The 20,338-nt window shown below is 33.1% G+C and carries 19 protein-coding genes and 1 other RNA gene; 4 read left to right on the forward strand and 16 right to left on the reverse strand.

All coding sequences use genetic code 11. From position 1 onward, the window contains the following. The first annotated feature begins 455 nt into the window (after window positions 1–455). Window positions 456–767, forward strand: coding sequence for a hypothetical protein (locus tag PYW31_RS09980; protein WP_046837244.1), 312 nt, complete (start codon window positions 456–458; stop codon window positions 765–767). A 78-nt stretch (window positions 768–845) separates the two neighbouring features. On the opposite strand, the gene PYW31_RS09985 is transcribed toward PYW31_RS09980, so the two are convergent. After that, on the reverse strand, window positions 846–1,484 hold the full coding sequence (locus PYW31_RS09985) for an HD domain-containing protein (RefSeq protein ID WP_046837243.1): 639 nt from the start codon (window positions 1,482–1,484) through the stop codon (window positions 846–848). A gap of 329 nt (window positions 1,485–1,813) precedes the next feature. After that, window positions 1,814–2,320: a GNAT family N-acetyltransferase gene (locus PYW31_RS09990; RefSeq protein WP_046837242.1), complete on the reverse strand. Its 507-nt coding sequence runs from the start codon at window positions 2,318–2,320 to the stop codon at window positions 1,814–1,816. Window positions 2,321–2,422: 102 nt separating this feature from the next. On the opposite strand from PYW31_RS09990, the gene PYW31_RS09995 reads away from it, so the two are divergent. Together PYW31_RS09995 and PYW31_RS10000 are read left to right on the forward strand one after the other, a co-directional pair. Then, window positions 2,423–3,829, forward strand: coding sequence for an MFS transporter (locus PYW31_RS09995; RefSeq protein ID WP_053042479.1), 1,407 nt, complete (start codon window positions 2,423–2,425; stop codon window positions 3,827–3,829). 158 nt (window positions 3,830–3,987) lie between these two features. After that, on the forward strand, window positions 3,988–4,476 hold the full coding sequence (locus tag PYW31_RS10000; protein ID WP_046837241.1) for a P-loop nucleotide/nucleoside kinase family protein: 489 nt from the start codon (window positions 3,988–3,990) through the stop codon (window positions 4,474–4,476). Between the two features lie 725 nt (window positions 4,477–5,201). Here the strand turns inward: PYW31_RS10000 and PYW31_RS10005 are convergent. From PYW31_RS10005 to PYW31_RS10065, 13 genes are all read right to left on the reverse strand, one after another. Continuing rightward, window positions 5,202–5,672, reverse strand: coding sequence for a DinB family protein (locus PYW31_RS10005; RefSeq protein ID WP_046837240.1), 471 nt, complete (start codon window positions 5,670–5,672; stop codon window positions 5,202–5,204). A gap of 173 nt (window positions 5,673–5,845) precedes the next feature. Further along, window positions 5,846–6,207, reverse strand: a transfer-messenger RNA (tmRNA) gene (gene ssrA, locus PYW31_RS10010). Window positions 6,208–6,313: 106 nt separating this feature from the next. Continuing rightward, window positions 6,314–6,778: an SsrA-binding protein SmpB gene (gene smpB, locus PYW31_RS10015; RefSeq protein WP_046837239.1), complete on the reverse strand. Its 465-nt coding sequence runs from the start codon at window positions 6,776–6,778 to the stop codon at window positions 6,314–6,316. A 22-nt stretch (window positions 6,779–6,800) separates the two neighbouring features. Then, window positions 6,801–9,182, reverse strand: a complete 2,382-nt coding sequence (rnr, locus tag PYW31_RS10020; RefSeq protein WP_046837238.1) for a ribonuclease R — start codon at window positions 9,180–9,182, stop codon at window positions 6,801–6,803. A 37-nt stretch (window positions 9,183–9,219) separates the two neighbouring features. Further along, a complete protein-coding gene (locus PYW31_RS10025; RefSeq protein WP_046837237.1) occupies window positions 9,220–9,960 on the reverse strand; it encodes an alpha/beta hydrolase in 741 nt (246 codons plus the stop codon). A gap of 137 nt (window positions 9,961–10,097) precedes the next feature. Then, window positions 10,098–10,331, reverse strand: a complete 234-nt coding sequence (gene secG, locus PYW31_RS10030) for a preprotein translocase subunit SecG (RefSeq protein WP_046837236.1) — start codon at window positions 10,329–10,331, stop codon at window positions 10,098–10,100. A gap of 68 nt (window positions 10,332–10,399) precedes the next feature. Beyond that, the gene (locus PYW31_RS10035) at window positions 10,400–10,861 is read right to left on the reverse strand and encodes a hypothetical protein (RefSeq protein WP_046837235.1); all 462 of its coding nucleotides are present in this window, start codon (window positions 10,859–10,861) and stop codon (window positions 10,400–10,402) included. Between the two features lie 459 nt (window positions 10,862–11,320). Continuing rightward, window positions 11,321–12,625, reverse strand: a complete 1,305-nt coding sequence (eno, locus tag PYW31_RS10040) for a surface-displayed alpha-enolase (protein WP_046837234.1) — start codon at window positions 12,623–12,625, stop codon at window positions 11,321–11,323. Between the two features lie 192 nt (window positions 12,626–12,817). Then, on the reverse strand, window positions 12,818–14,335 hold the full coding sequence (gene gpmI, locus PYW31_RS10045; protein ID WP_046837233.1) for a 2,3-bisphosphoglycerate-independent phosphoglycerate mutase: 1,518 nt from the start codon (window positions 14,333–14,335) through the stop codon (window positions 12,818–12,820). A 1-nt stretch (window position 14,336) separates the two neighbouring features. Beyond that, window positions 14,337–15,098 (reverse strand): triose-phosphate isomerase, encoded by a 762-nt coding sequence (tpiA, locus tag PYW31_RS10050; RefSeq protein WP_046837232.1) that lies wholly within the window; start codon window positions 15,096–15,098, stop codon window positions 14,337–14,339. 81 nt (window positions 15,099–15,179) lie between these two features. After that, a complete protein-coding gene (locus PYW31_RS10055; protein ID WP_046837231.1) occupies window positions 15,180–16,370 on the reverse strand; it encodes a phosphoglycerate kinase in 1,191 nt (396 codons plus the stop codon). Window positions 16,371–16,503: 133 nt separating this feature from the next. Next, a complete protein-coding gene (gene gap / locus PYW31_RS10060) occupies window positions 16,504–17,511 on the reverse strand; it encodes a type I glyceraldehyde-3-phosphate dehydrogenase (protein WP_046837230.1) in 1,008 nt (335 codons plus the stop codon). Between the two features lie 40 nt (window positions 17,512–17,551). Further along, window positions 17,552–18,580, reverse strand: coding sequence for a sugar-binding transcriptional regulator (locus PYW31_RS10065; RefSeq protein WP_046837229.1), 1,029 nt, complete (start codon window positions 18,578–18,580; stop codon window positions 17,552–17,554). A gap of 364 nt (window positions 18,581–18,944) precedes the next feature. Between PYW31_RS10065 and PYW31_RS10070 the strand changes: the two genes are divergently transcribed. Continuing rightward, entirely contained in the window at window positions 18,945–19,172 is a 228-nt protein-coding gene (locus PYW31_RS10070; RefSeq protein WP_046837228.1) for a hypothetical protein, read from the forward strand. Between the two features lie 334 nt (window positions 19,173–19,506). Here PYW31_RS10070 and PYW31_RS10075 read toward each other — a convergent pair whose 3' ends face one another. Continuing rightward, window positions 19,507–20,247, reverse strand: a complete 741-nt coding sequence (locus PYW31_RS10075) for a DUF4887 domain-containing protein (protein ID WP_046837227.1) — start codon at window positions 20,245–20,247, stop codon at window positions 19,507–19,509. Window positions 20,248–20,338 lie beyond the last annotated feature (91 nt).

The following is a 20,338-nucleotide window of genomic DNA, read 5'->3' on the forward strand; positions in this document are numbered from 1 at the left end:
CTATGATTAAAAAATAACTGTTATAAATTATGTTGTCGCACATTTATTTTATAAACACTTAAGCGTATTTTCATTGTATTGCTGCTACTAATGCTATAGTATTAGTACTGATAAGGGATTAAATATCCAACTTAAATTATCGCTCGAATGTGAAGCCTCTCTAAGATAAAGGCTAAGTTTATCTTGATTGTGATGCTCACGCATTTGAGCTTCTTTTGTTTACATACAGACAATGATACATGTGGCAAATTCGATTAGAGCGTATTGTTTTAAGTGCTAAAATACACCCCTTATTATAAAAGGATTAGCTCATATGTACAAAATAGCATTTTATAGAAGATTATATTTCAAACCATTTATTGAAGTTTATAGCCTTCTCACCATAAGCTAGACAACATGATTATTATTTTTTTAAAATCAAAAAGAACGTACGTTCTAAAAATAGGAGAATGTTTATGAATTTAACAGAATTTCAAGCACACATAGAAGATAAATTACCAGCTTTAGATAGCTTTTACGATAGAGCGATTAACTTCCAATTAGAAAAAGACAGTAGAAGACCACCTAAGAAACGTTGGTCAGAAGCAAAAATAGAAAGAGCTGCCAATAATATGTATAAAGATTTAATGAAAGGTATATATGAAAAAGTTAAATCTTTAGTTGAAGAAAGAGAAAAGCAACCCTCTCACGTATGGATAGATTATTTAGAAAAACATGAAATGTATGAACAAATCAATGAGTCACTATACGAAATTGAGTTTGAATAAACATACTAAAAGCAAAATGGACTCAATTCTAAGTCCACCTTGCTTCTTGTTAATACGATTTTGTTCAAGTACTAATGATTAACTATCCCATTTTGAACGTAAAATACATGAACAAAAATTATTTTGTGGATACTCTGGTTCGAAATATTTAATTACGTCGGATTTTATATTTCCGAAGGTTGTTTCAGGCTTATGTTTAAATCCATCGTAAAAAGATTGGATGACATCATTTTTAAAATTGCCTCTTGGGAATTTAGTGATAATTGCTTTTCTGATGTCATCAGCATATTGATCCCAATTATTCCCCATAACGTCCATTCCTACGCCATGATATAACAATGCTACATTGCTTTCTTTATGTTCAGCTACCCCTAATGTCGTATGCAATGCTATAGAATCCCAAGCTAACTGTAAATCTTGATTATTGTAATTGTAAGCCTCCAAAAATTGTCTTACAGCATTAGCGCCATCTACTTCAAATCTTAAATCATCACTACTATACTGCTCTGTTAAACCTAAATCATGAAATAATGCAGTTATATAGAGTAGTTCTTTATCATAATTTAACTTATCTTGTTGACCTTTGATTTCTCCAAATAAATAAACTCGATTTGAATGATTCCAAATTAATTCATTCCCATATTCTTTAACAATTTCTTGAGCATTTTGTATAATTTTACTATCAGGTACCTTAATGTCATTTATATTAGTTATCATAATAAATACTCCTTTATTTGTATGATTAAATATTTCATCTAAAATGAATAACGCTTTTGATGTGGCTTTGTGGAAAATTATTTATAAAAATAGAAAACCTAAATTTTAAGAAAGCTTGAATCACTATCTACCAAGTTTTTTGTTCTCATAATTCAATCACTTATGTGATTTTGTTATCATTAAGTATATAGAAAATATCAGCTAGTTCTTGATTAACTTGTAAAGCAGTCTCTCATTCATCTACGTTCATTTTAAACTTAATAATTGTCTTAATTTGCTTGTTGTTTGTTTAAATAATTATCCTATGCTTTACCAACTATATAAACAGCTTATAAATGTTTAAACATAATATAGTCAATTTGTTTTTCGTCCCCCATATAAAATGAATGCGCATCAATTTTTTCAAACCCTAATTTTTCATAAAATGCAATAGCATTATAGTTCTTTTCCCAAACACCTAACCAAATATGGTCGCATGATAATTCTTTAGCTACCTCTATTGATTTATCATATAGCTGCTTGCCTAAACCAAGTTTTTGAAATTGATTTAAAACATAAATACGTTCAATTTCTAAATTGTTTCCTTCATAAAATTCTGTTTGTGCATCTTGAATATTTAATTTCAAGTATCCTGCTAATGATTCTTGATAGAATATAAAATAAAAAAATGAATTTGGATTTTGAAATTCTTTTAATACTTTCTCTTTAGTGAAAGTGCGTAGTAAATAATTATCAATATTCTCTTTTTTATTTTGTGCTCTAAATGTTTCATCAAATGTTTGATACGCTATGTTTCGTAATTCTTCTAAATCTTCCATGACACATTTTCTTATCATTCTTTTGCCACCTTTTATTTTTTATTGCATTTGCAACTATTTTACTTGATAATAATATAACATATATCAGTTATTTTTACATAGAAAGGTGCAGTGTATTCAGTGGAAAAATATAATAAAGTATCTATATTTATAATTTTATTTGCAACATTCCTATTTGCTTTCACACAATTCCTATTAATTAATGCCTATCCTACTATAATGAGAGAATTTAATGTAAATAATAGTCAAATTCAATTACTCACTTCATTATTTCTATTTACCACAATGATTTTAATTCCTTTTACAAATTATTTGTCGGATACATATAAATCTAATCACCTAATAATAGCCGCTTTATTTTTATTAATACTTGGTACTTTTTTAGGATGTCAAAGCTTCAATTTTTATATGTTATTAATTTCTAGGATCATACAAGGTGCAGGTTACGCAATTATTCTGCCAATCTCTCAATCAGTACTTTTAAAAATTGCTCCTAATAAGCATCAATCTTTTATTTTAGGATTACTTAACTCCGTAATAAATATTGCTCCAGCCATAGCTCCGCCGATTACTGGCATATTTTTAGCGTTTTTAAATTGGAAAATTATGTATTGGCTATTACTACCGTTCGAAATTTTAGTTATAATTATCTCAATAATCTATTTAAGTAACACTTTTGAAAATAAAAAAACTAAATTAAATAAAAAGATTGTTACGCTGTATGCAATGGGCAGTGTATTTCTATCTCTAATGCTTTTGTTTTTGGATTTAAATATAATATTTAGCTTATTGAGTGGTTTTATTAGTTTTCTTATTTTTACTGTTTTTATTTTTTTAGATAGGCATAGTGAAGTCTCATTGATTAATTTTAACTTGTTGAATTTTCGAATAATAAAATTGCCTACAATTGCCTTATTTCTAGTGATGATGTTGTTGCTTTCTGTTGAGAGTATATTACCAATTTTTACTCAATCAATTTTAAATTATACACCTATTGAATCAGGTTTTATTATGACCCCAGGGACTTTAATATTAATAATGGCTACATTTATATCGAGTAAGTTATATGATAAAAACCAAAACAGCAATATCATTATTATAGGAGTAATAACCACTGCTGTATCCTTAGTATTATTTATTTTTATCGATATTCATTCATATATGGTTACAACAATAATTGTATTTTGTCTATTCATGTTCGGCATTGGTTGTACTATTACACCGCTAACAAGCATTGCATATATAAATTTAGATGCAGCTTACCTTTTTCAAGGATCTGCATTAATAAATACCTTTAGACAATTTGGCCTAATACTAGGTGTGACTTTATTTTCTAAAGCTATCAATTTTATAAGTCATCTATCTGTATATCATTCAACGACTTCTAATCTATTATTAGGAATAAGAATTTCTTATATAGCAATGGCTTTAATATTAGTTATTGTTTTGAAACTAGCATTGTCATTAAAAGATTTACAAAATAAAATATCGTTATCTCATACCAATAATTCTAATATCAAATTGTGAAGTTGCTTGATAATCGTTAGGCATTACTGTAAATTTTTTGTTCTTCATATTGTAAGCAAGATTTCAAAATAGTATCAATATCCTCCCTATTCATTTAAGTTGGCTATTTAGTTATAATAATTATGTTAGTATCTTGATTTTTTAATGGAGGCTTTAAAATGAGTACTATTGGAACTTTATATTTTTTCTCTGGAAAAATGGGAGCAGGGAAATCAACCAAAGCTAAAGAGATAGAACAAACTGAAAATGCAGTGTTATTATCTGAAGATGAATGGTTAGAAAAATTATATCCAAAGCAAATTTATAATTTTGATGATTACTTAAATTACTCAAAGTTGATAAAGCCATTATTGAAAGAACACATTCAGCGTATTTTAAAAGTCGGTAGCAATGTAGTATTAGATTTTCCAGGTAATACTACAATTCAAAGAAAATGGTTATTGAGCATAGCTTCAGAAATTAACGCAAATCATCAATTGATTTTTCTTAATATAAACGATGATCAATGTTTGAAACGAATTAATAAAAGACGTAATGAAGAACCAGCAAGAGAACAATTCGATACTAAAGAAACTTTCGAGTATGTTTCTAGTTTCTTCGAATCGCCTAAATTTTCAGAAGGTTTAAATATTATCGAAATAAAATAATAAAAGCCCACCTAGTTATTTAGGTGGGCTTTTGCATACTCTTCTTTACATTTATTACTATTTGGACAACCACTCATTTGAATGATTTTTTCGACACACTTTATAAAATTGCTAAGATCAAATTATCTATTTATTTTTACCATTCTTCAAACTAACTATTTTCGCTCTACTAACTCAAGTATTTTTTTTAATTTGATAAGCTGTTTTATCTGAACCTAGAAATTTTTGAATTGTATCATACACTTCATTGATTGCGTTCATTTAAAACACCCACCGGTTGGTGAGTCTTAAATAATGAAAAATTAGAACGTTCACATGCAAAGATATCAATTTTGACAATAAATTTTACTCATATAAAAAACGGCTATCACAGTATAGTGATAGCCCGTAAAACAAAAGCCACTACACATGATATTTACTTACTCATATGACAGATGACTTACAAAATATTTTAATTGGTATAAAAAAAATAATATTTAGTAAAATAATGATGTACTATTCAGAACATTTATTAATACTTTTAGCAAAGGACTTATTGATAGAAGGTTGAATAATATTCTTAAAGTATTAAATGACGCATTGCCTAAATATGAACCATTTCCACGCATAAGTGCTAGTTTAATCATTATTGCTTAATGATTAAAACATACACCAATTGAAGAAGTCATATCACATTATGGCCATTTATCTTACTATCCAAAAAGAAATAATAAAATATTATTATTTTAATCTAATTCACTTATCATCGATTTTAATAATACAATTTGACCGAAGTGTCGATTAGTATGAATAATAGCAAAATGGATAGATTCATTAAAATTGTTCATAACGATGTCTACATCTTTAAGCACAATTGGTTCATTTCTATCTTTCTCTAATTGCTTTTCTAGACTATTAAAGATTCTATCAAGTTGTTCATTTAGCAATACTTTTAATTCATCAAAAGAGGGTTCATTTCCATCAAAATTTATTGGTGATGTCCCCCATAGAAAATATTTTGCAGCACTTTGCTCTAAGACTTTTTGCCCATTAATAGTTTCAAATACTAGAAAATCATTTAACAATATTAAATGACCTAATTGCCATTTGATATTATTATTAGCAATAGCTGGTTGAAGTGTAGCTTTCTCTTCATCAATATCTTTAATATGCTTTTTTAATAAATTATATGAAGCTTGAAATTGTTCTCTAATCATTTGTAATCCCTCACTTAAAATACTTATTGACTGAACTGTAAACAGAATAGTATTGAAACAATATCACTTATCTTTTTTAATTGCAAAATACTCAATTTAATTCTTATGCAGTTGAGGCTATACTGATTCATTCAAAATAAAAAAACCTTTAACCACTATGGTTAAAGGCTTAAGTATGGAGACGGCGGGATTCGAACCCGCGTCCAGAGGTTCTGATACTAGCACTTCTACGTGCGTAGTCTATCATTAGGTTTCGCGTAATGGGAGGTGATAGACATCCATCATTACGCTAGTTTGATTGATCTCTTCTAGGCAGACTTCAAACGGCAGTGCCTAGCGTATCCTACTATAGGTTGAATCGCGATTAACAGCACATAGGAGATGCTGTTAGGCGATGCAGAGTGCTATTACGCAGCTACTGCGAAATTATTGTTTTCTTTGCCAGTTATTATAACTGTGTGTGTTGGTGACGGAGACAACCCTCCGACACGCTTAACTAGCTCATGGAACCCCTGTCGAATCCAAAAACGCCCCCAGAATAATAATTAAATGTACTTTCTGTTCACTCTATCATCGTTATAGAGCTTTTAGAAAGCACATTCAATATTACCAAAGATTAAGGTCTTTGGCAATATTTTCGCTTAATAACGGGCCTTCATCTCTCTAGCTACATCACGTTTGACTGCTTTTTCTTTTAAAGCTTGTCGTTTATCGTATTTTTTCTTACCACGCGCAATGCCTAGCAAGACTTTACAATGTCCATGTTTAAGATAAAGTTTCAAAGGAACAATTGAATAGCCAACTTCACGTGTGCGCTCACCAAGCTTCTCTATTTCTCTCTTGTGTAATAATAGCTTCCGTGAACGACGTGGATCATGATTAAAACGATTGCCTTCTTCATAAGGAGCAATATGCATGTTATTCAAATACATTTCACCACGATTGACTTGTGCGTAACTATCTTTTAAGTTGGCACTGCCACGACGAATCGATTTAATTTCTGTCCCTTGTAACACAATGCCCGCTTCAATCGTATCTTCAATATTATAATCATGTCTCGCTTTACGATTTTCAGCTAACGTACCTGGTGATTTTTTCTTTGGCATTGAGTTTCACCTCTTTGTTGAGTTATTTTTTCTTCTTACGTGCTTTGTTTTTAACATTTTTATCTTTATAAAATGGTTTGTGTTTCGTATTGCCGCTACCTTTGTCAGCTTTATTACGTTGATTTTTTCCTTTGCGTGGTTTGCGCTTGTTTTGACTTTGCTTATCATCTTTAGACTTATCTAATGATTTACCACGTGTCTTAGCTTGAATCGTCTTACCGCGTGCCGGTCTTTGGCTGCCACGATCATTTTTTGGTAAAGGCATACCAACGATTTGGAAATCAATCATACGTTCATCGACGTCAACGTTAATCACTTTAATTGTTACAGGATCTCCGATACGGAATACTTTAGCTTGGCGTTCACCAATCATAGCCATTTGACGTTCATCAAAATGATAGTAGTCATCTGTTAGATTAGATACGTGCACCATACCTTCAATAGTATTCGGCAATTCGATAAACATACCAAAGTTTGCAACTGAACTAATAATACCTTCGAACTCTTCACCTATATGTTGTACCATATATTCAGATTTCTTAAGCTCATCCGTATCACGTTCAGCTTCAATTGCTCTACGTTCTCTTTGAGATGTATGTTCAGCAATTTCTGGTAAAGCATCTTCCCATTTATTCATTGCTTTCTTATCCATAGATTTTTCTACAATATACTTACGGATAAGTCTATGAACAATTAAATCTGGATATCTACGAATCGGTGATGTGAAGTGAGTATAGTACTCTGCTGAAAGACCAAAGTGTCCTAAATTCACATCATCATAGCGTGCTTGTTGCATAGAACGTAACATCATCGTTGAGATAACCATTTGCTCAGGTTGACCTTCAACTTCTTGTTGAATCTTTTGAAGTGTAGAAGGATCAATTTCTTCTCCCGTACCTTTAATCATAAGACCAAAATTAGTAATAAAATCAAAGAACTGACGTAAACGCTCTGACTTAGGTTGTTCATGTACACGATAGATAAATGGAACTTCTAAACGATCAAAATGTTCAGCTATCGTTTCGTTTGCAGCTAGCATAAATGACTCAATCAGACGCTCGCCTTCACCACGTTTTCTCAATTCTACGTCCGTTGGAATACCTTCACTGTTCACGAGTACTTTTGCTTCACTAATATCAAAGTCAATTTCTCCACGACGTTTTCTCATATGAATCAAACGTTCAGATAAATCTTGTGCTAAATCAAGCATTGGTGTGACTTCGCTATATTTTTCACGTGTTTCTGCATTTTGATCAGTAATAATTTCATTTACTTCATCATATGTCATACGATAATTTGAGTGAATTACACTATCAAATATTTCATGTTTAACTACCTCACCACGTTCATTCAACTCCATGCGACAACTTAATGTAAGTCTGTCTACATTAGGGTTCAATGAACAAATACCATTACTTAAGCGATGTGGAATCATAGGAATAACTCGATCAACTAAGTAAACACTCGTTGCACGTTCGTATGCTTCTGCATTTAAAGCAGAACCTTCTGTCACATAATAACTTACATCAGCAATACTTACAGTTAACTGCGTATGGCCATTGCTTAATTTTTTAACACTGATTGCATCATCTAAATCCTTCGCATCTGCCCCATCAATAGTAATTGTTAATTCATCACGTAAATCATGACGTCCTTCTATTTCTGAAGGCTCAATTTGATCTGGCACTGCTTCTGCTTCAGATAATACGTTATCTGGAAACTCAATTTCTATTCCATGTTGATAGATAATAGATAAGATGTCTACACCCGGGTCATTCTTATGACCTAAAATAGCTGATACGTGGCCTTCTGGGTTATCTGTGCCATCTGCGTACTTAGTAATTTGAACTAATACTTTATGACCATCAATAGCACCAAGGTTCTGACCTTTTGGTATAAAGATATCTTGCATAATACGTTTATCATCAGGGATTACAAAACCAAAGTGACGCGCTTCACTATATGTCCCTACCACTTGCGTGACTGAATGGGTCTCTATAGATTTAACTTCACCTTCTGTTTTTCCTTTATGGTCTCCCTTAGAATTTTGCACCTCAACTAGGACAGTATCTCCATCCATCGCTCTATTGATCTTATTCGGTGGAATAAAGATGTCATCTGTGTCACCTTCTTCTGGACGTAAGAATGCAAATCCTTTTTTATTTTGACTTAATTTACCTTTTACCAATTTGGATTGCTTTCCTTTATTAGATTCCCTACGTTGGTATCTATCTGTTTTGGTACGTTCAATTAAACCAGTTTGTTCTAACTCTACAAGCACCTTAATTAAATCTCTAAATGAGTCGGCACTATTTAAGCCTAAGGCATCTTGAAAATCAGATACTGACATTGGTTCATAATCTGGTTGTTTAATAATCTCTTCAATGGATTGTTTTAAATTCATTATGCCCCTCCTTTCTATTAATAAATAATTCTAATTTCTATTCAGACCAATCTAATGATTCTAAAAAGACATATAAATCTTCAAATACAGCTTCTTTTTCTTTGTCTATTGTAATGACATGCCCTGAATTCGCATACCATTTAATATCTTTATCATCAGATTCGCTTTCATTGTATATAATGTTTGCAGAATCCGTGTTAATCATTTGGTCTTGTTCTGCTTGAATAACCAATAATGGATCCATCACTTCATCTACGTGATCTCTCACATCTTGAATTTGTCCTTGAAGTTCTTTCAAGGTCTCAGTAGGTTTAAATGCATCCATTTCTTTTTCAATTGTAGCTTCGTCTTTACCTTCATACTTCTTGAAGTTACGAGCGTATGATAAGACGCCTTCAAACATAGCTCCTTCAGTCTTAATGTACATAGGCGAACACATGGTTACAATACCCTTAACATCTCTGTTTAAGCTTAATTTTAATGCATAACAGCCACCAAGGGATAGCCCAGCAACTACAATTTCATCATAACCTTTTTCTACTAAAAAGTCATAGCCATCTAATGCATCTTTATACCATACATAAGGACTTGATTCTAATATCTCTTCAGGTGGCGCTGCATGTCCTTCATATTGTGGCGCATAACATGTATACCCTTTTTTCTGTAAAAATCGACCTAATTGTCTAACATCTGATGAATTTCCAGTAAAACCATGTAACAATAGTACTGCACGATTACCTTCTTCAAAAAAGAATGGTTCTGGAAGTTTGATTTGCATCGTGATCCAACCCTTTCGCTTATGCTTTTAACTACTTTAATAATCTATTTATATCATTTATATTATCATTAACTATAATTTCAACATCTTATATATCCATTATAAATAAAAAAGCCCGACTTTAACATTGTCGGACCTTATAAACCAAAATAACTTATGCCTAACATTAATAAGAAGAAAATGATAGACAATACAATTGTTAATCTATGCAAGAATAAATCGATGCCGCGTTGCTTTTGTTTACCAAATAACTGTTCGGATCCACCACTTATCGCACCTGATAGTCCATTACTTTTACCTTCTTGGAGTAACACAACAGTTACTAATGCAATACAATCTAAAATTAAAAGGATCGTGATTAATGTATGCATGAAAATTGTCCTCCATTCATTATATACGAATCGCATTATATCACACGTTCGTCTTTTTTAGCAAACTTCTATCTGTTGAAAGTACTTTTGCGTTTAATTGAAACGATAAACATATAAATTGCTAATATGAATGACATGACCATTACAATTGTTAACGGAAGAATATTAATCATAGATTTACTATCTAATATCGCCCCATAAACAGCGCCAATATTAATGAGGTTGTATAAAATTTGTGAAGTAAATACAGCAAACATAAACCACCATAAATACGTGTGTCTATTCCAAATTGAAATGATACCTGCTAAGTTTGCAAGTATGTACATCACACCGGTAAACTGAAAGCTATTTTTGATCGTTCCAACAGCGTTATCTGACGGTTTCTGGCCACTATTAATTAACATTTGCTTAACGACACTATCATCTAAAATAACAAATAAATGTATAGCATAAAGAATGGCGATGATTAGTGAACTATATGCAATCAGATGAGCCGTTTTCGTTTCTCTTGAACTCGGTTTTAAATCCATAATAAGTTAGGACTCCTTCTATAATTTACATCTTTAATTATATCAGTTTCAAAGTGAAATATGAACAATTTAAACAACTCCTACTATTTAAATAGAAAGTACTTAGAAATAAACGTATTCAAATATTCCTATATGATATATATAACGTTAAAATACTGCAATCCCAAATCTTATTTTATAGTCCTACTAATCTCAATTTCTTAGTCCTACTTATCTCAATTTCTTAGTCCTACTTATCTCAATTTCTTAGTCCTACTTATCTCAATTTCTTAGTCCTACTTATCTCAATTTCTTAGTCCTACTTATCTCAATTTCATTGAGAAAGTCTTTGGTCGTTTACAATAGCCTTGCTATTGCATAAGTCCTACTAATCTCAATTTCATTGAGAAAGTAGGACTATAAAAAACACGCAAGTCAATGACTTGCGTGTTAGCGCGTGAACTCTTTTTTAACTGTGTATTATTTAGCTAAATTATAGAAAGATTTAAGTCCGTCAAACTTACCTGTTTCGTATAATTCATCTTCAATACGTAATAATTGGTTGTATTTTGCAATACGGTCAGTTCTTGATAATGAACCTGTTTTGATTTGTCCTGCATTAGTTGCAACAGCGATGTCAGAAATTGTAGTATCTTCTGTTTCACCTGAACGGTGAGATACAACTGCTGTGTAACCAGCTTTTTGAGCCATTTCAATAGCGTCAAATGTTTCAGTTAAAGTACCAATTTGGTTAACTTTGATTAAGATAGAGTTACCAATACCTTTTTCAATACCTTCAGATAATTTAACAGTGTTTGTAACGAATAAATCGTCACCAACTAATTGAACACGATCGCCGATACGGTCAGTTAATACTTTCCAACCATCCCAGTCGTTTTCGTCCATGCCATCTTCAATTGTGATGATTGGATATTTGTTAACTAATTCTTCTAAGTAGTCAACTTGTTGTTCTGCTGTACGTTTAGCACCATTTTCTCCTTCGAATTTAGCGTAGTTATAAACGCCATCTTCAAAGAATTCTGAAGAAGCACAGTCAAAACCTAAGAATACATCTTTACCTGGTTCTAAACCAACTGCTTTAATAGCTTCTAAAATTGTTTCTACAGCATCTTCAGTACCTTCGAATTTAGGAGCGAAGCCACCTTCGTCGCCTACTGCTGTTTCTAAACCACGGTCTTTAAGGATTGATTTAAGGTTGTGGAAGATTTCTGCTCCCCAACGTAATGATTCTTTAAATGTTTCTGCACCAACTGGTAATACCATGAACTCTTGGAATGCAATTGGAGCATCTGAGTGAGATCCACCATTTACAATATTCATCATTGGAACTGGTAATTGTTTACCATTGAATCCGCCTAAATATTTGTAAAGTGGTTGGCCTAATAAATCAGCTGCTGCACGAGCTACGGCGATTGAAACACCAAGAATAGCATTAGCACCTAATTTACCTTTATTTTCAGTACCATCTAATTGAATCATCATTTTGTCGATAGATACTTGTTCTAAAACTGAAAATTCACCTTCAATAATTTCTGGTGCGATAATGTCATTAACATTTTCAACTGCTTTAATAACACCTTTACCTAAATAACGTGATTTATCACCGTCACGTAATTCTACTGCTTCATGTTCACCAGTAGAAGCACCTGATGGTACTAATGCGCGACCAAAAGCGCCACTTTCAGTTAATACTTCTACTTCAACTGTTGGGTTACCACGTGAGTCTAAGACTTCGCGAGCGTAAACATCTGTAATAATTGGCATGTTTATAATCTCCTTTATAAATAAGTAGTTTAGAAATATTAAATTTCCTCTTCATTATAGCCTCTAAAGCTATAAATACAAAGTAATTTAATTGTTTTTAATTTGTTTGTCCATGCTTTAAAACAACACTAATTTTAAAAAAATTCATGTATTTAAAACATTGTTGTTTTCTCATTTTTAATTTAAAAATGATTAATGATTAATTAATGATTCACCAGTCATATCCTCTGGTTGGTTAACATTAAGTAAATCTAATAATGTCGGTGCTAAGTCACCTAAACGGCCTGTTTCACGTAATGTTACACCTTCTTTAGTAACGATTACAGGAACTGGATTTGTCGTATGTGTCGTCATTGGTTGGTCATCATCAGTCAATACCATGTCTGAGTTACCATGGTCGGCTGTAATGATTGCATGACCACCCATATCGATAATTTTATCAACGACTTCACCTAGACACTCGTCTACAGCTTCTATTGCTTTAACAGTTGGTTCAAGCATACCACTATGTCCAACCATATCCGGATTAGCAAAGTTTAATAAGATTAAATCCAAATCACCTTTATCTAACTCTTCTATTAAAGCATCTTTAACTTCGTATGCACTCATTTCTGGTTTTAAATCGTAAGTTGCAACTTTAGGTGAATCAATTAAACGACGACGTTCACCTTCAAATTCATCATTACGTCCACCACTCATGAAATAAGTTACATGTGGGAATTTTTCTGTTTCAGCAATACGCAATTGTTTTAAACCATTGTCTTGAGCAACTTCACCAATTGTGTTAGTTAAGTCAACTTTTTCAAAAACAATTTCTGCGTCAACATTATCATTGTATTTCGTAAATGTTGCATAGAATAGATCATTAATTCGATCTACTTTAAAGCCTTCAAATGCTTTGTCAGTAAATACTTCAGAAAGTTGTCCCGCTCTATCCGGACGGAAGTTATAAAATATTACTGAATCGCCATCATTAATACCGTTATTTTGATCAGTAACGATAAATGGTTCAACAAATTCATCTGTTAAATCTTTAGCATAATTTGCTTCGACACCAGCTTTTGCTGACTCAAATGTTTCTCCATCGAAATTACGGATAGCATTATAAGCTTTTTCTTCTCTATCCCAACGTTTATCACGATCCATTGCATAATAACGTCCTGAGATAGATGCGAATTGACCAATGCCTAAGTCTTTAAATTTAGCTTCAGTTTCTTCGATATATTTTAATGCAGATTTTTGGTCTACATCACGTCCATCTAAGAATGCATGTACATAAACGTTTTCAACGCCTTGCTTTTTCGCTAGTTCTAATAAAGCAAATAAATGTTTGTAATGACTATGCACACCACCGTCTGATAACAAACCAAAAAGATGAAGCGCTGAATGATTATCTTTTACGTGTTGAATTGCATCGTTTAATACGTCATTGTCAAAGAAATCCCCGTCTTCAATTGACTTATTGATACGAGTCAAACTTTGATAAACAACACGTCCGGCACCAATATTCATATGTCCAACCTCTGAATTACCCATTTGGCCTTCTGGAAGACCTACATCTAAACCGCTTGCTTCGATTTGAGTTGTTGGGTAGTTACTGTAGTAACGATCAAAATTGGGTTTGTTAGCTAGTTTCACAGCATTACCGTGTTCGCTCTCTCTGTTTGCAAAACCATCTAAAATAATTAATGCAGTTGGTTGTTTAGCCATATTACTTTGCACCTTCCAACAATTGGACAAAATCTTCAACTTTAAGTGATGCGCCACCTACTAATGCACCATCAATATCTGATTCAGCCATGTATTCTTTGATGTTGTTAGGTTTAACACTGCCACCATATTGAATACGAGTTGCATCTGCAACTGTTTGGCTAGATAATTCTGCAACTGTTTCTCTTACGAAAGCACACATTTCGTTTGCATCTTTAGCAGTTGATGATTTACCAGTACCAATAGCCCAGATTGGTTCATATGCGATAACAACTTGTTTCAATTGTTCTTCAGATAAACCTTCTACAGCTTTTTTAACTTGGTTGCCAACAACTTCGTTTGCTTTACCACTTTCACGTTCTTCGTCTGTTTCGCCTACACAGATGATTGGTGTCATGCCATGGTTGAATACAGCATGTGCTTTCTTGTTAATTTCTTCATCAGTTTCGTGGAAAATTTCACGACGTTCTGAATGTCCAATAACAACAAATTTCACACCTAAGTCTGATAATGCAACTGGAGAAGTTTCACCAGTAAATGCACCGTTATCTTCGAAATATGCATTTTGTGCACCGATTTGTAAGCCTTGCGCTTTACCATCGTTAATTAATGTAACTAAAGCGTCTAATTGAATTGTTGGGGCACAAATAACAGATTCTACTTCTTTTGTATCTGGTAAAGCTGGTAATGCATTAACAAAATCTTTAGCTTCTTGAACAGTTTTGTTCATTTTCCAGTTACCTGCGATAATTGGTTTTCTCATTATATTACACTCCTATTAGTTAATTATGATGAAACGTTTTAAAACGTTTCATCAATGTCTATCATTTTACTAGTTGTGCGTTTATTTATTAGCGATTGCAACAACGCCTGGTAATTCTTTACCCTCTAGGTACTCTAATGATGCACCGCCACCTGTTGAAATATGACTGAAATCATTTGCGTATCCTAATGAAATTGCTGCAGCAGCTGAATCGCCGCCACCAATGATTGTATTTGCATCTTTTAAGCCAGCAATTGCTTCACAAACTCCAATTGTACCTTTAGCAAAGTTGCTTAATTCAAATACACCCATAGGTCCATTCCAGATTACTGTGTGCGCACCTTGTAATTGCTCTTTGAATAATTCTACAGTTTTCGGTCCAACATCCATTGCTTCTTGATCAGCTGGAATATCATCTATAGAAACTTCAGTAATTACTGCATCATTTGAGAATTCTTTTGAAACTTTACAATCAACTGGTAATACAATTTGGTCACCAGCACGTTCTAATAAGTCTTTAGCGAAATCTACTTTATCTTCTTCTAATAATGATAAACCAATTTCTTTACCTTGTGCTTTAAAGAATGTATAAGACATTCCACCACCGATGATTACTTTATCAGCAATATTCAATAAGTTAGTGATAACACCAATTTTATCTGAAACTTTAGCTCCACCAATAATTGCAACTACAGGTTTCTCAGGGTTCTCAACTACACCACCGATATATTTGATTTCTTTTTCCATTAAGAATCCTGCAACAGTTTCTAAGTTAGATGCAATACCTACATTAGAAGCATGTTCACGGTGAGCTGTACCGAACGCATCATTTACAAATACGTCACCAAGTGAAGCCCAGTATTTACCTAATTCAGGATCATTTTTAGATTCTTTTTTACCGTCAATATCTTCAAAACGAGTATTTTCGACTAAAAGAACATCTCCTTCATTAAGGTCTTTAACGGCTTGTTCAAGTTGTTCGCCACGAGTCTCAGGTATGAATTTAACATCTTTACCTAATTTCTCTGATAAAGCTTCTGCAACAGGTTTTAAAGTCAATTCTGCTTTATCACTTTCTTCTTTAACTTTACCTAAGTGAGAGAATAATACGACTTTACCACCTTCATCAATAATATAATTGATAGTCGTTAATGCTTGAACGATACGGTTATCGTTTGTGATTTCTCCATCTTTCATTGGGACGTTGAAATCAGCACGGACAAGTACAGTTTTACCTTTTAATTCTATGTCAGATACAATTTTTTTAGCCATCTAAACTTCCTCCTCTTAATGGAACAATAAAGTAAAATAAGCGGAGAAGCGTTTGTGCTCCCCGCTTACTCCTAAGCTTATCGTTAAATTTAACAAAGCACATTGGGCTTGCTAAATTAATTTTTGCTTCAAATTATTTAGCTTGAGTTGCTAAGTGTTCTAATGTACGAACTAATTGTGAAGTGTAAGACATTTCGTTATCGTACCAAGCAGCTACTTTAACTAATTGACGATCGCCAACAGTCATTACACGAGTTTGAGTTGCATCGAATAATGAACCGTAAGTCATTCCAACTACGTCAGAAGAAACGATTTCATCTTCAGTGTAACCAAATGATTCGTTAGAAGCATTTTTCATTGCTTTGTTAACGTCTTCAACACTTACGTCTTTTTCTAATACAACAGTGATTTCAGTTAATGAACCAGTTGCAACTGGAACACGTTGAGCGCCACCGTCTAATTTACCATCGATTTCAGGGATAACTAAACCAATTGCTTTAGCAGCACCAGTTGAGTTAGGGATAATGTTTTCAGCTGCTGCACGTGCACGACGTTTGTCGCCTTTTGGATGTGGAGCATCTTGAGTACTTTGGTCACCAGTGTATGCGTGAATAGTAGTCATTAAACCTTCAACTAAACCGAAGTCGTCATTTAATACTTTAGCTACTGGAGCTAATGAGTTAGTAGTACATGAAGCACCTGAAACTACAGTTTCTGTACCGTCTAATTCAGTGTGGTTCGTATTGTAAACGATTGTTTTAAGATCACCAGTTGCTGGAGCAGAAATTAATACTTTTTTAGCACCTGCATTAATGTGAGCTTCTGCTTTTTCTTTATCAGCGAAGAAACCAGTACATTCTAATACAACATCGATGTCTAAGTCTTTCCAAGGTAATTTGTTTGGATCTGGTTCAGAGAATGATTTAACTTCTAAACCATTAACACGGAATCCGTCATTTTCAACTTCAACTTCTCCTGTGAAGCGACCTTGCATTGTATCATATTTTAATAAGTGAGCTAACATTTCGTCATCTGTTAAGTCATTTACTGCTACTACGTCAATACCGTCAACGTTTTGAATTCTTCTAAATGCTAAACGACCAATTCTACCAAAACCATTAATTGCTACTTTTACTGCCATTAAAATGGCCTCCTTTAATAATGATATTTAAAAAGTGAAATCACTTTTTATTACTATTGTTTGCGATTACTCTTGCCGCGCCTTCATCTGTTATTAAAACAGTGTTATTAGGCGCTATTGATAGGTAAGCTTTAATTGCTTCCCCTTTTGATTTACCCCCAGCTACTGCAAAGATAAATTTTTTCGATTCAAGATCTTCTAATTGAAGTCCAATCGTTTTCACTTTATGAACGATTTCACCTTGATCATCGAAATAATATCCAAATGCTTCGCCTGAGGCATTGTGATGTTGAAGTTTATCTATAACTTCACTAGATGATTGACGTCTTCGCGCCATCTTCAGCGCATCACCAATGCCATGGATCGTAATATTGGATTGCTTTATTTTCTCAAGTGTGTGAATCACTGATGGCTCTAACATCAGTGTATTATACGTTGTCTCACTCACATTGTCTGGTACATACAATGTTGTATAATCGCCACCCGTTTGCTGTGCCATACTAGCTGCAATCGTGTTAGCTTGATATACAACATTCTCTCCAAGACCACCGCGGGCAGGTACAAAAAATACATTGTATGGCTGATGATGCATCGCTTCACTGACATATGCCATCGTAGAACCGCCTGTCACAGCAACAATCGATTTTTCATACAGTACATCTTCAACAAGTTGACCCGCCTGACGTGCTAATTCAATCTTAACTGTCTTATCAGAATCAGAGTCGCCTGGAATAACATAAACATCTTTGATGTTGTACTGCTCTTTTATAATTTGAGCAAGATGATGGTCGTCAGAATAACTATTAAAATAACTATTTAACTGGCGAACCGTTGCTTCACCTTCTTCAGTTATTTCCATGCCTGTGGGCTTTACCTTTACAAGTTCTTGCTTCTTCAATGCATCCGTTTCAGATCGCAACACGCGTTCAGTTAAATCCATATATTCACTTAAGCTACGCCTACCTACAGGTTGATACTTAGAAATAGTAGTGAGAATTGAAAAACGACGATACATCTTTTCAACAATTTCAGGAACTAACTTCTGTTGAATTTTTATCAAGTCTTTCACTACTATCCTCCTCCTTATCAAAATTAAGGGCCAAGTTCTAACCACAGGTTGACTTTTTGCGTCCCTGGTGGGACAAAAAAATATAACCTTTTATATCTGCAATACTACTACTATATATTCTAAATTGCAAGAAAAATACTAATCTAATATTTAAATAAAAAGCATGCTTAAAAAATCACATTTACAACATCCTTTTCATTTACTTTTTACCCTTTCGACCTATTACTTAATCATATTTGTTTTATATTTTACAATTGAACTCCTTTCGTTCCATCGCAGCCTTTTGCTTGTAAGTGACTATGATTGAACAACCATGTAAATACCATTAAACTAAGTTTATATCAATATATTAGGAGGAAGTGCTATGGCTCAAAATGACCAACCAAAAGTGATTGATCCTGATGACGAACGATATAAAGACTCTGACTATTTTAAAAAAGGCGACGCACGACCTAACGACCGTAATTTTAAAACTTACAAATATACGAGAAATACTGGTTGTGGATGTGGACCATTAGGATGTGGTAGTGGTTGCTTTACGCTCATTTTATTATCGCTTTTCCTTACTTATTTAATTAATCTTCTATTTTAAAGCTCAGGTTGCTTCAAAATAGATTAAGGTATGAATAAATTCTATCAATAACTATAACTTCTATGTAAAACCTGCTCATTATGTCGAAACCCCTGATTTTTTTAATGTATAAAGCAATGCTCTATCAATTTAATCATAGCAGAGTCGTCTTATATGTTTCATATCACATTATATGCTTGATTTGGGTTCTATGATCATTTTTGAAAATAACTTAGAATAAAGTTCATATGCTTTCAATTACACAATACACAAAAAGGCAATACTCACGCTATCCAATGAGTACTGCCTTTTATTTTTAACTTCTACTATATTTTGAGTGAAATATTTACGATTATCAGTCGTCGTCTGTTGATTTTGAGTTAGCGCTGTTATCTTGAGAAGATTGTTCTTGTCCACTACTTTGACTGCTTTTTGCTGATGTGGCCGGTTCACTAGTAGCGCTGGGCTTTTCTTGTGTTGTTGCAGGCTCAGATGTTGGTTCTTCAGTTTTTTTTTCCTCGGTTGAAGGTTCTTCAGTTGTTTTTTCTTCTGTCGATGGTTCTTCTGTCGTTTTCTCTTCTGTGGAAGGCTCTTCAGTTGTTTTTTCTTCCGTAGATGGTTCTTCTGTCGTTTTCTCTTCTGTAGAAGGTTCTTCAGTTGTTTTTTCTTCTGTGGAAGGCTCTTCGGTTGTTTTTTCTTCTGTCGATGGTTCTTCAGTTGAACGCTCTTCGGTTGTTTTTTCCTCTGTAGTACGCTCAGCAGTAGCAGGTTGTTGAGTCTGTTGCTGTGTTTGTTGTTGCGTTTGTTGCTGTGTTTGTTGTTGTGTCTGCTGTTGCGTCTGTTGAGACTCTTCAGTAGATTTTTCTTTTTTCTTTTTCTCTTCTTTAGTCTTATCTTTTTTATTTTCTTTCTTTTCTTGGCTTTGATTGTTTAAGCGATCATTAGCTTTATTTGAATGATCCACAAATGCGAAAATGGCAAATATCAATCCACCTACAAGTAATAATACAATGATTCCACTTACAATTTTTGCAAAACGACTCATTTTTTTGTTATCTTGATTATCAAAATCATTATCCTGCTTATGCTTTGGCATATGCTCCCCTCACTTCAATTTATATCATAACATTTATGTTTTTCTCATATATAATCCAATAGTAAAAGTATATTTTACACTATTTCATGTA

This window comes from Staphylococcus succinus (assembly GCF_029024945.1).
Classification (GTDB): domain Bacteria; phylum Bacillota; class Bacilli; order Staphylococcales; family Staphylococcaceae; genus Staphylococcus; species Staphylococcus succinus.

Bases quoted from the DNA above. Each gene is read 5' to 3' on its own strand.
- smpB (WP_046837239.1), bottom strand. From the start codon at position 6,778: ATGCCAAAGAAAAAATCACCAGGTACGTTAGCTGAAAATCGTAAAGCG.
- secG (WP_046837236.1), bottom strand. From the start codon at position 10,331: ATGCATACATTAATCACGATCCTTTTAATTTTAGATTGTATTGCATTA.
- PYW31_RS10035 (WP_046837235.1), bottom strand. From the start codon at position 10,861: ATGGATTTAAAACCGAGTTCAAGAGAAACGAAAACGGCTCATCTGATT.
- PYW31_RS09990 (WP_046837242.1), bottom strand. From the start codon at position 2,320: ATGATAAGAAAATGTGTCATGGAAGATTTAGAAGAATTACGAAACATA.
- tpiA (WP_046837232.1), bottom strand. From the start codon at position 15,098: ATGAGAAAACCAATTATCGCAGGTAACTGGAAAATGAACAAAACTGTT.
- eno (WP_046837234.1), bottom strand. From the start codon at position 12,625: ATGCCAATTATTACAGATGTTTACGCTCGCGAAGTCTTAGACTCACGT.
- PYW31_RS10070 (WP_046837228.1), top strand. From the start codon at position 18,945: ATGGCTCAAAATGACCAACCAAAAGTGATTGATCCTGATGACGAACGA.
- rnr (WP_046837238.1), bottom strand. From the start codon at position 9,182: ATGAATTTAAAACAATCCATTGAAGAGATTATTAAACAACCAGATTAT.
- PYW31_RS10025 (WP_046837237.1), bottom strand. From the start codon at position 9,960: ATGCAAATCAAACTTCCAGAACCATTCTTTTTTGAAGAAGGTAATCGT.
- PYW31_RS10000 (WP_046837241.1), top strand. From the start codon at position 3,988: ATGAGTACTATTGGAACTTTATATTTTTTCTCTGGAAAAATGGGAGCA.
- PYW31_RS10075 (WP_046837227.1), bottom strand. From the start codon at position 20,247: ATGCCAAAGCATAAGCAGGATAATGATTTTGATAATCAAGATAACAAA.
- gap (WP_046837230.1), bottom strand. From the start codon at position 17,511: ATGGCAGTAAAAGTAGCAATTAATGGTTTTGGTAGAATTGGTCGTTTA.
- PYW31_RS10005 (WP_046837240.1), bottom strand. From the start codon at position 5,672: ATGATTAGAGAACAATTTCAAGCTTCATATAATTTATTAAAAAAGCAT.
- gpmI (WP_046837233.1), bottom strand. From the start codon at position 14,335: ATGGCTAAACAACCAACTGCATTAATTATTTTAGATGGTTTTGCAAAC.
- PYW31_RS09980 (WP_046837244.1), top strand. From the start codon at position 456: ATGAATTTAACAGAATTTCAAGCACACATAGAAGATAAATTACCAGCT.
- PYW31_RS09985 (WP_046837243.1), bottom strand. From the start codon at position 1,484: ATGATAACTAATATAAATGACATTAAGGTACCTGATAGTAAAATTATA.
- PYW31_RS10055 (WP_046837231.1), bottom strand. From the start codon at position 16,370: ATGGCTAAAAAAATTGTATCTGACATAGAATTAAAAGGTAAAACTGTA.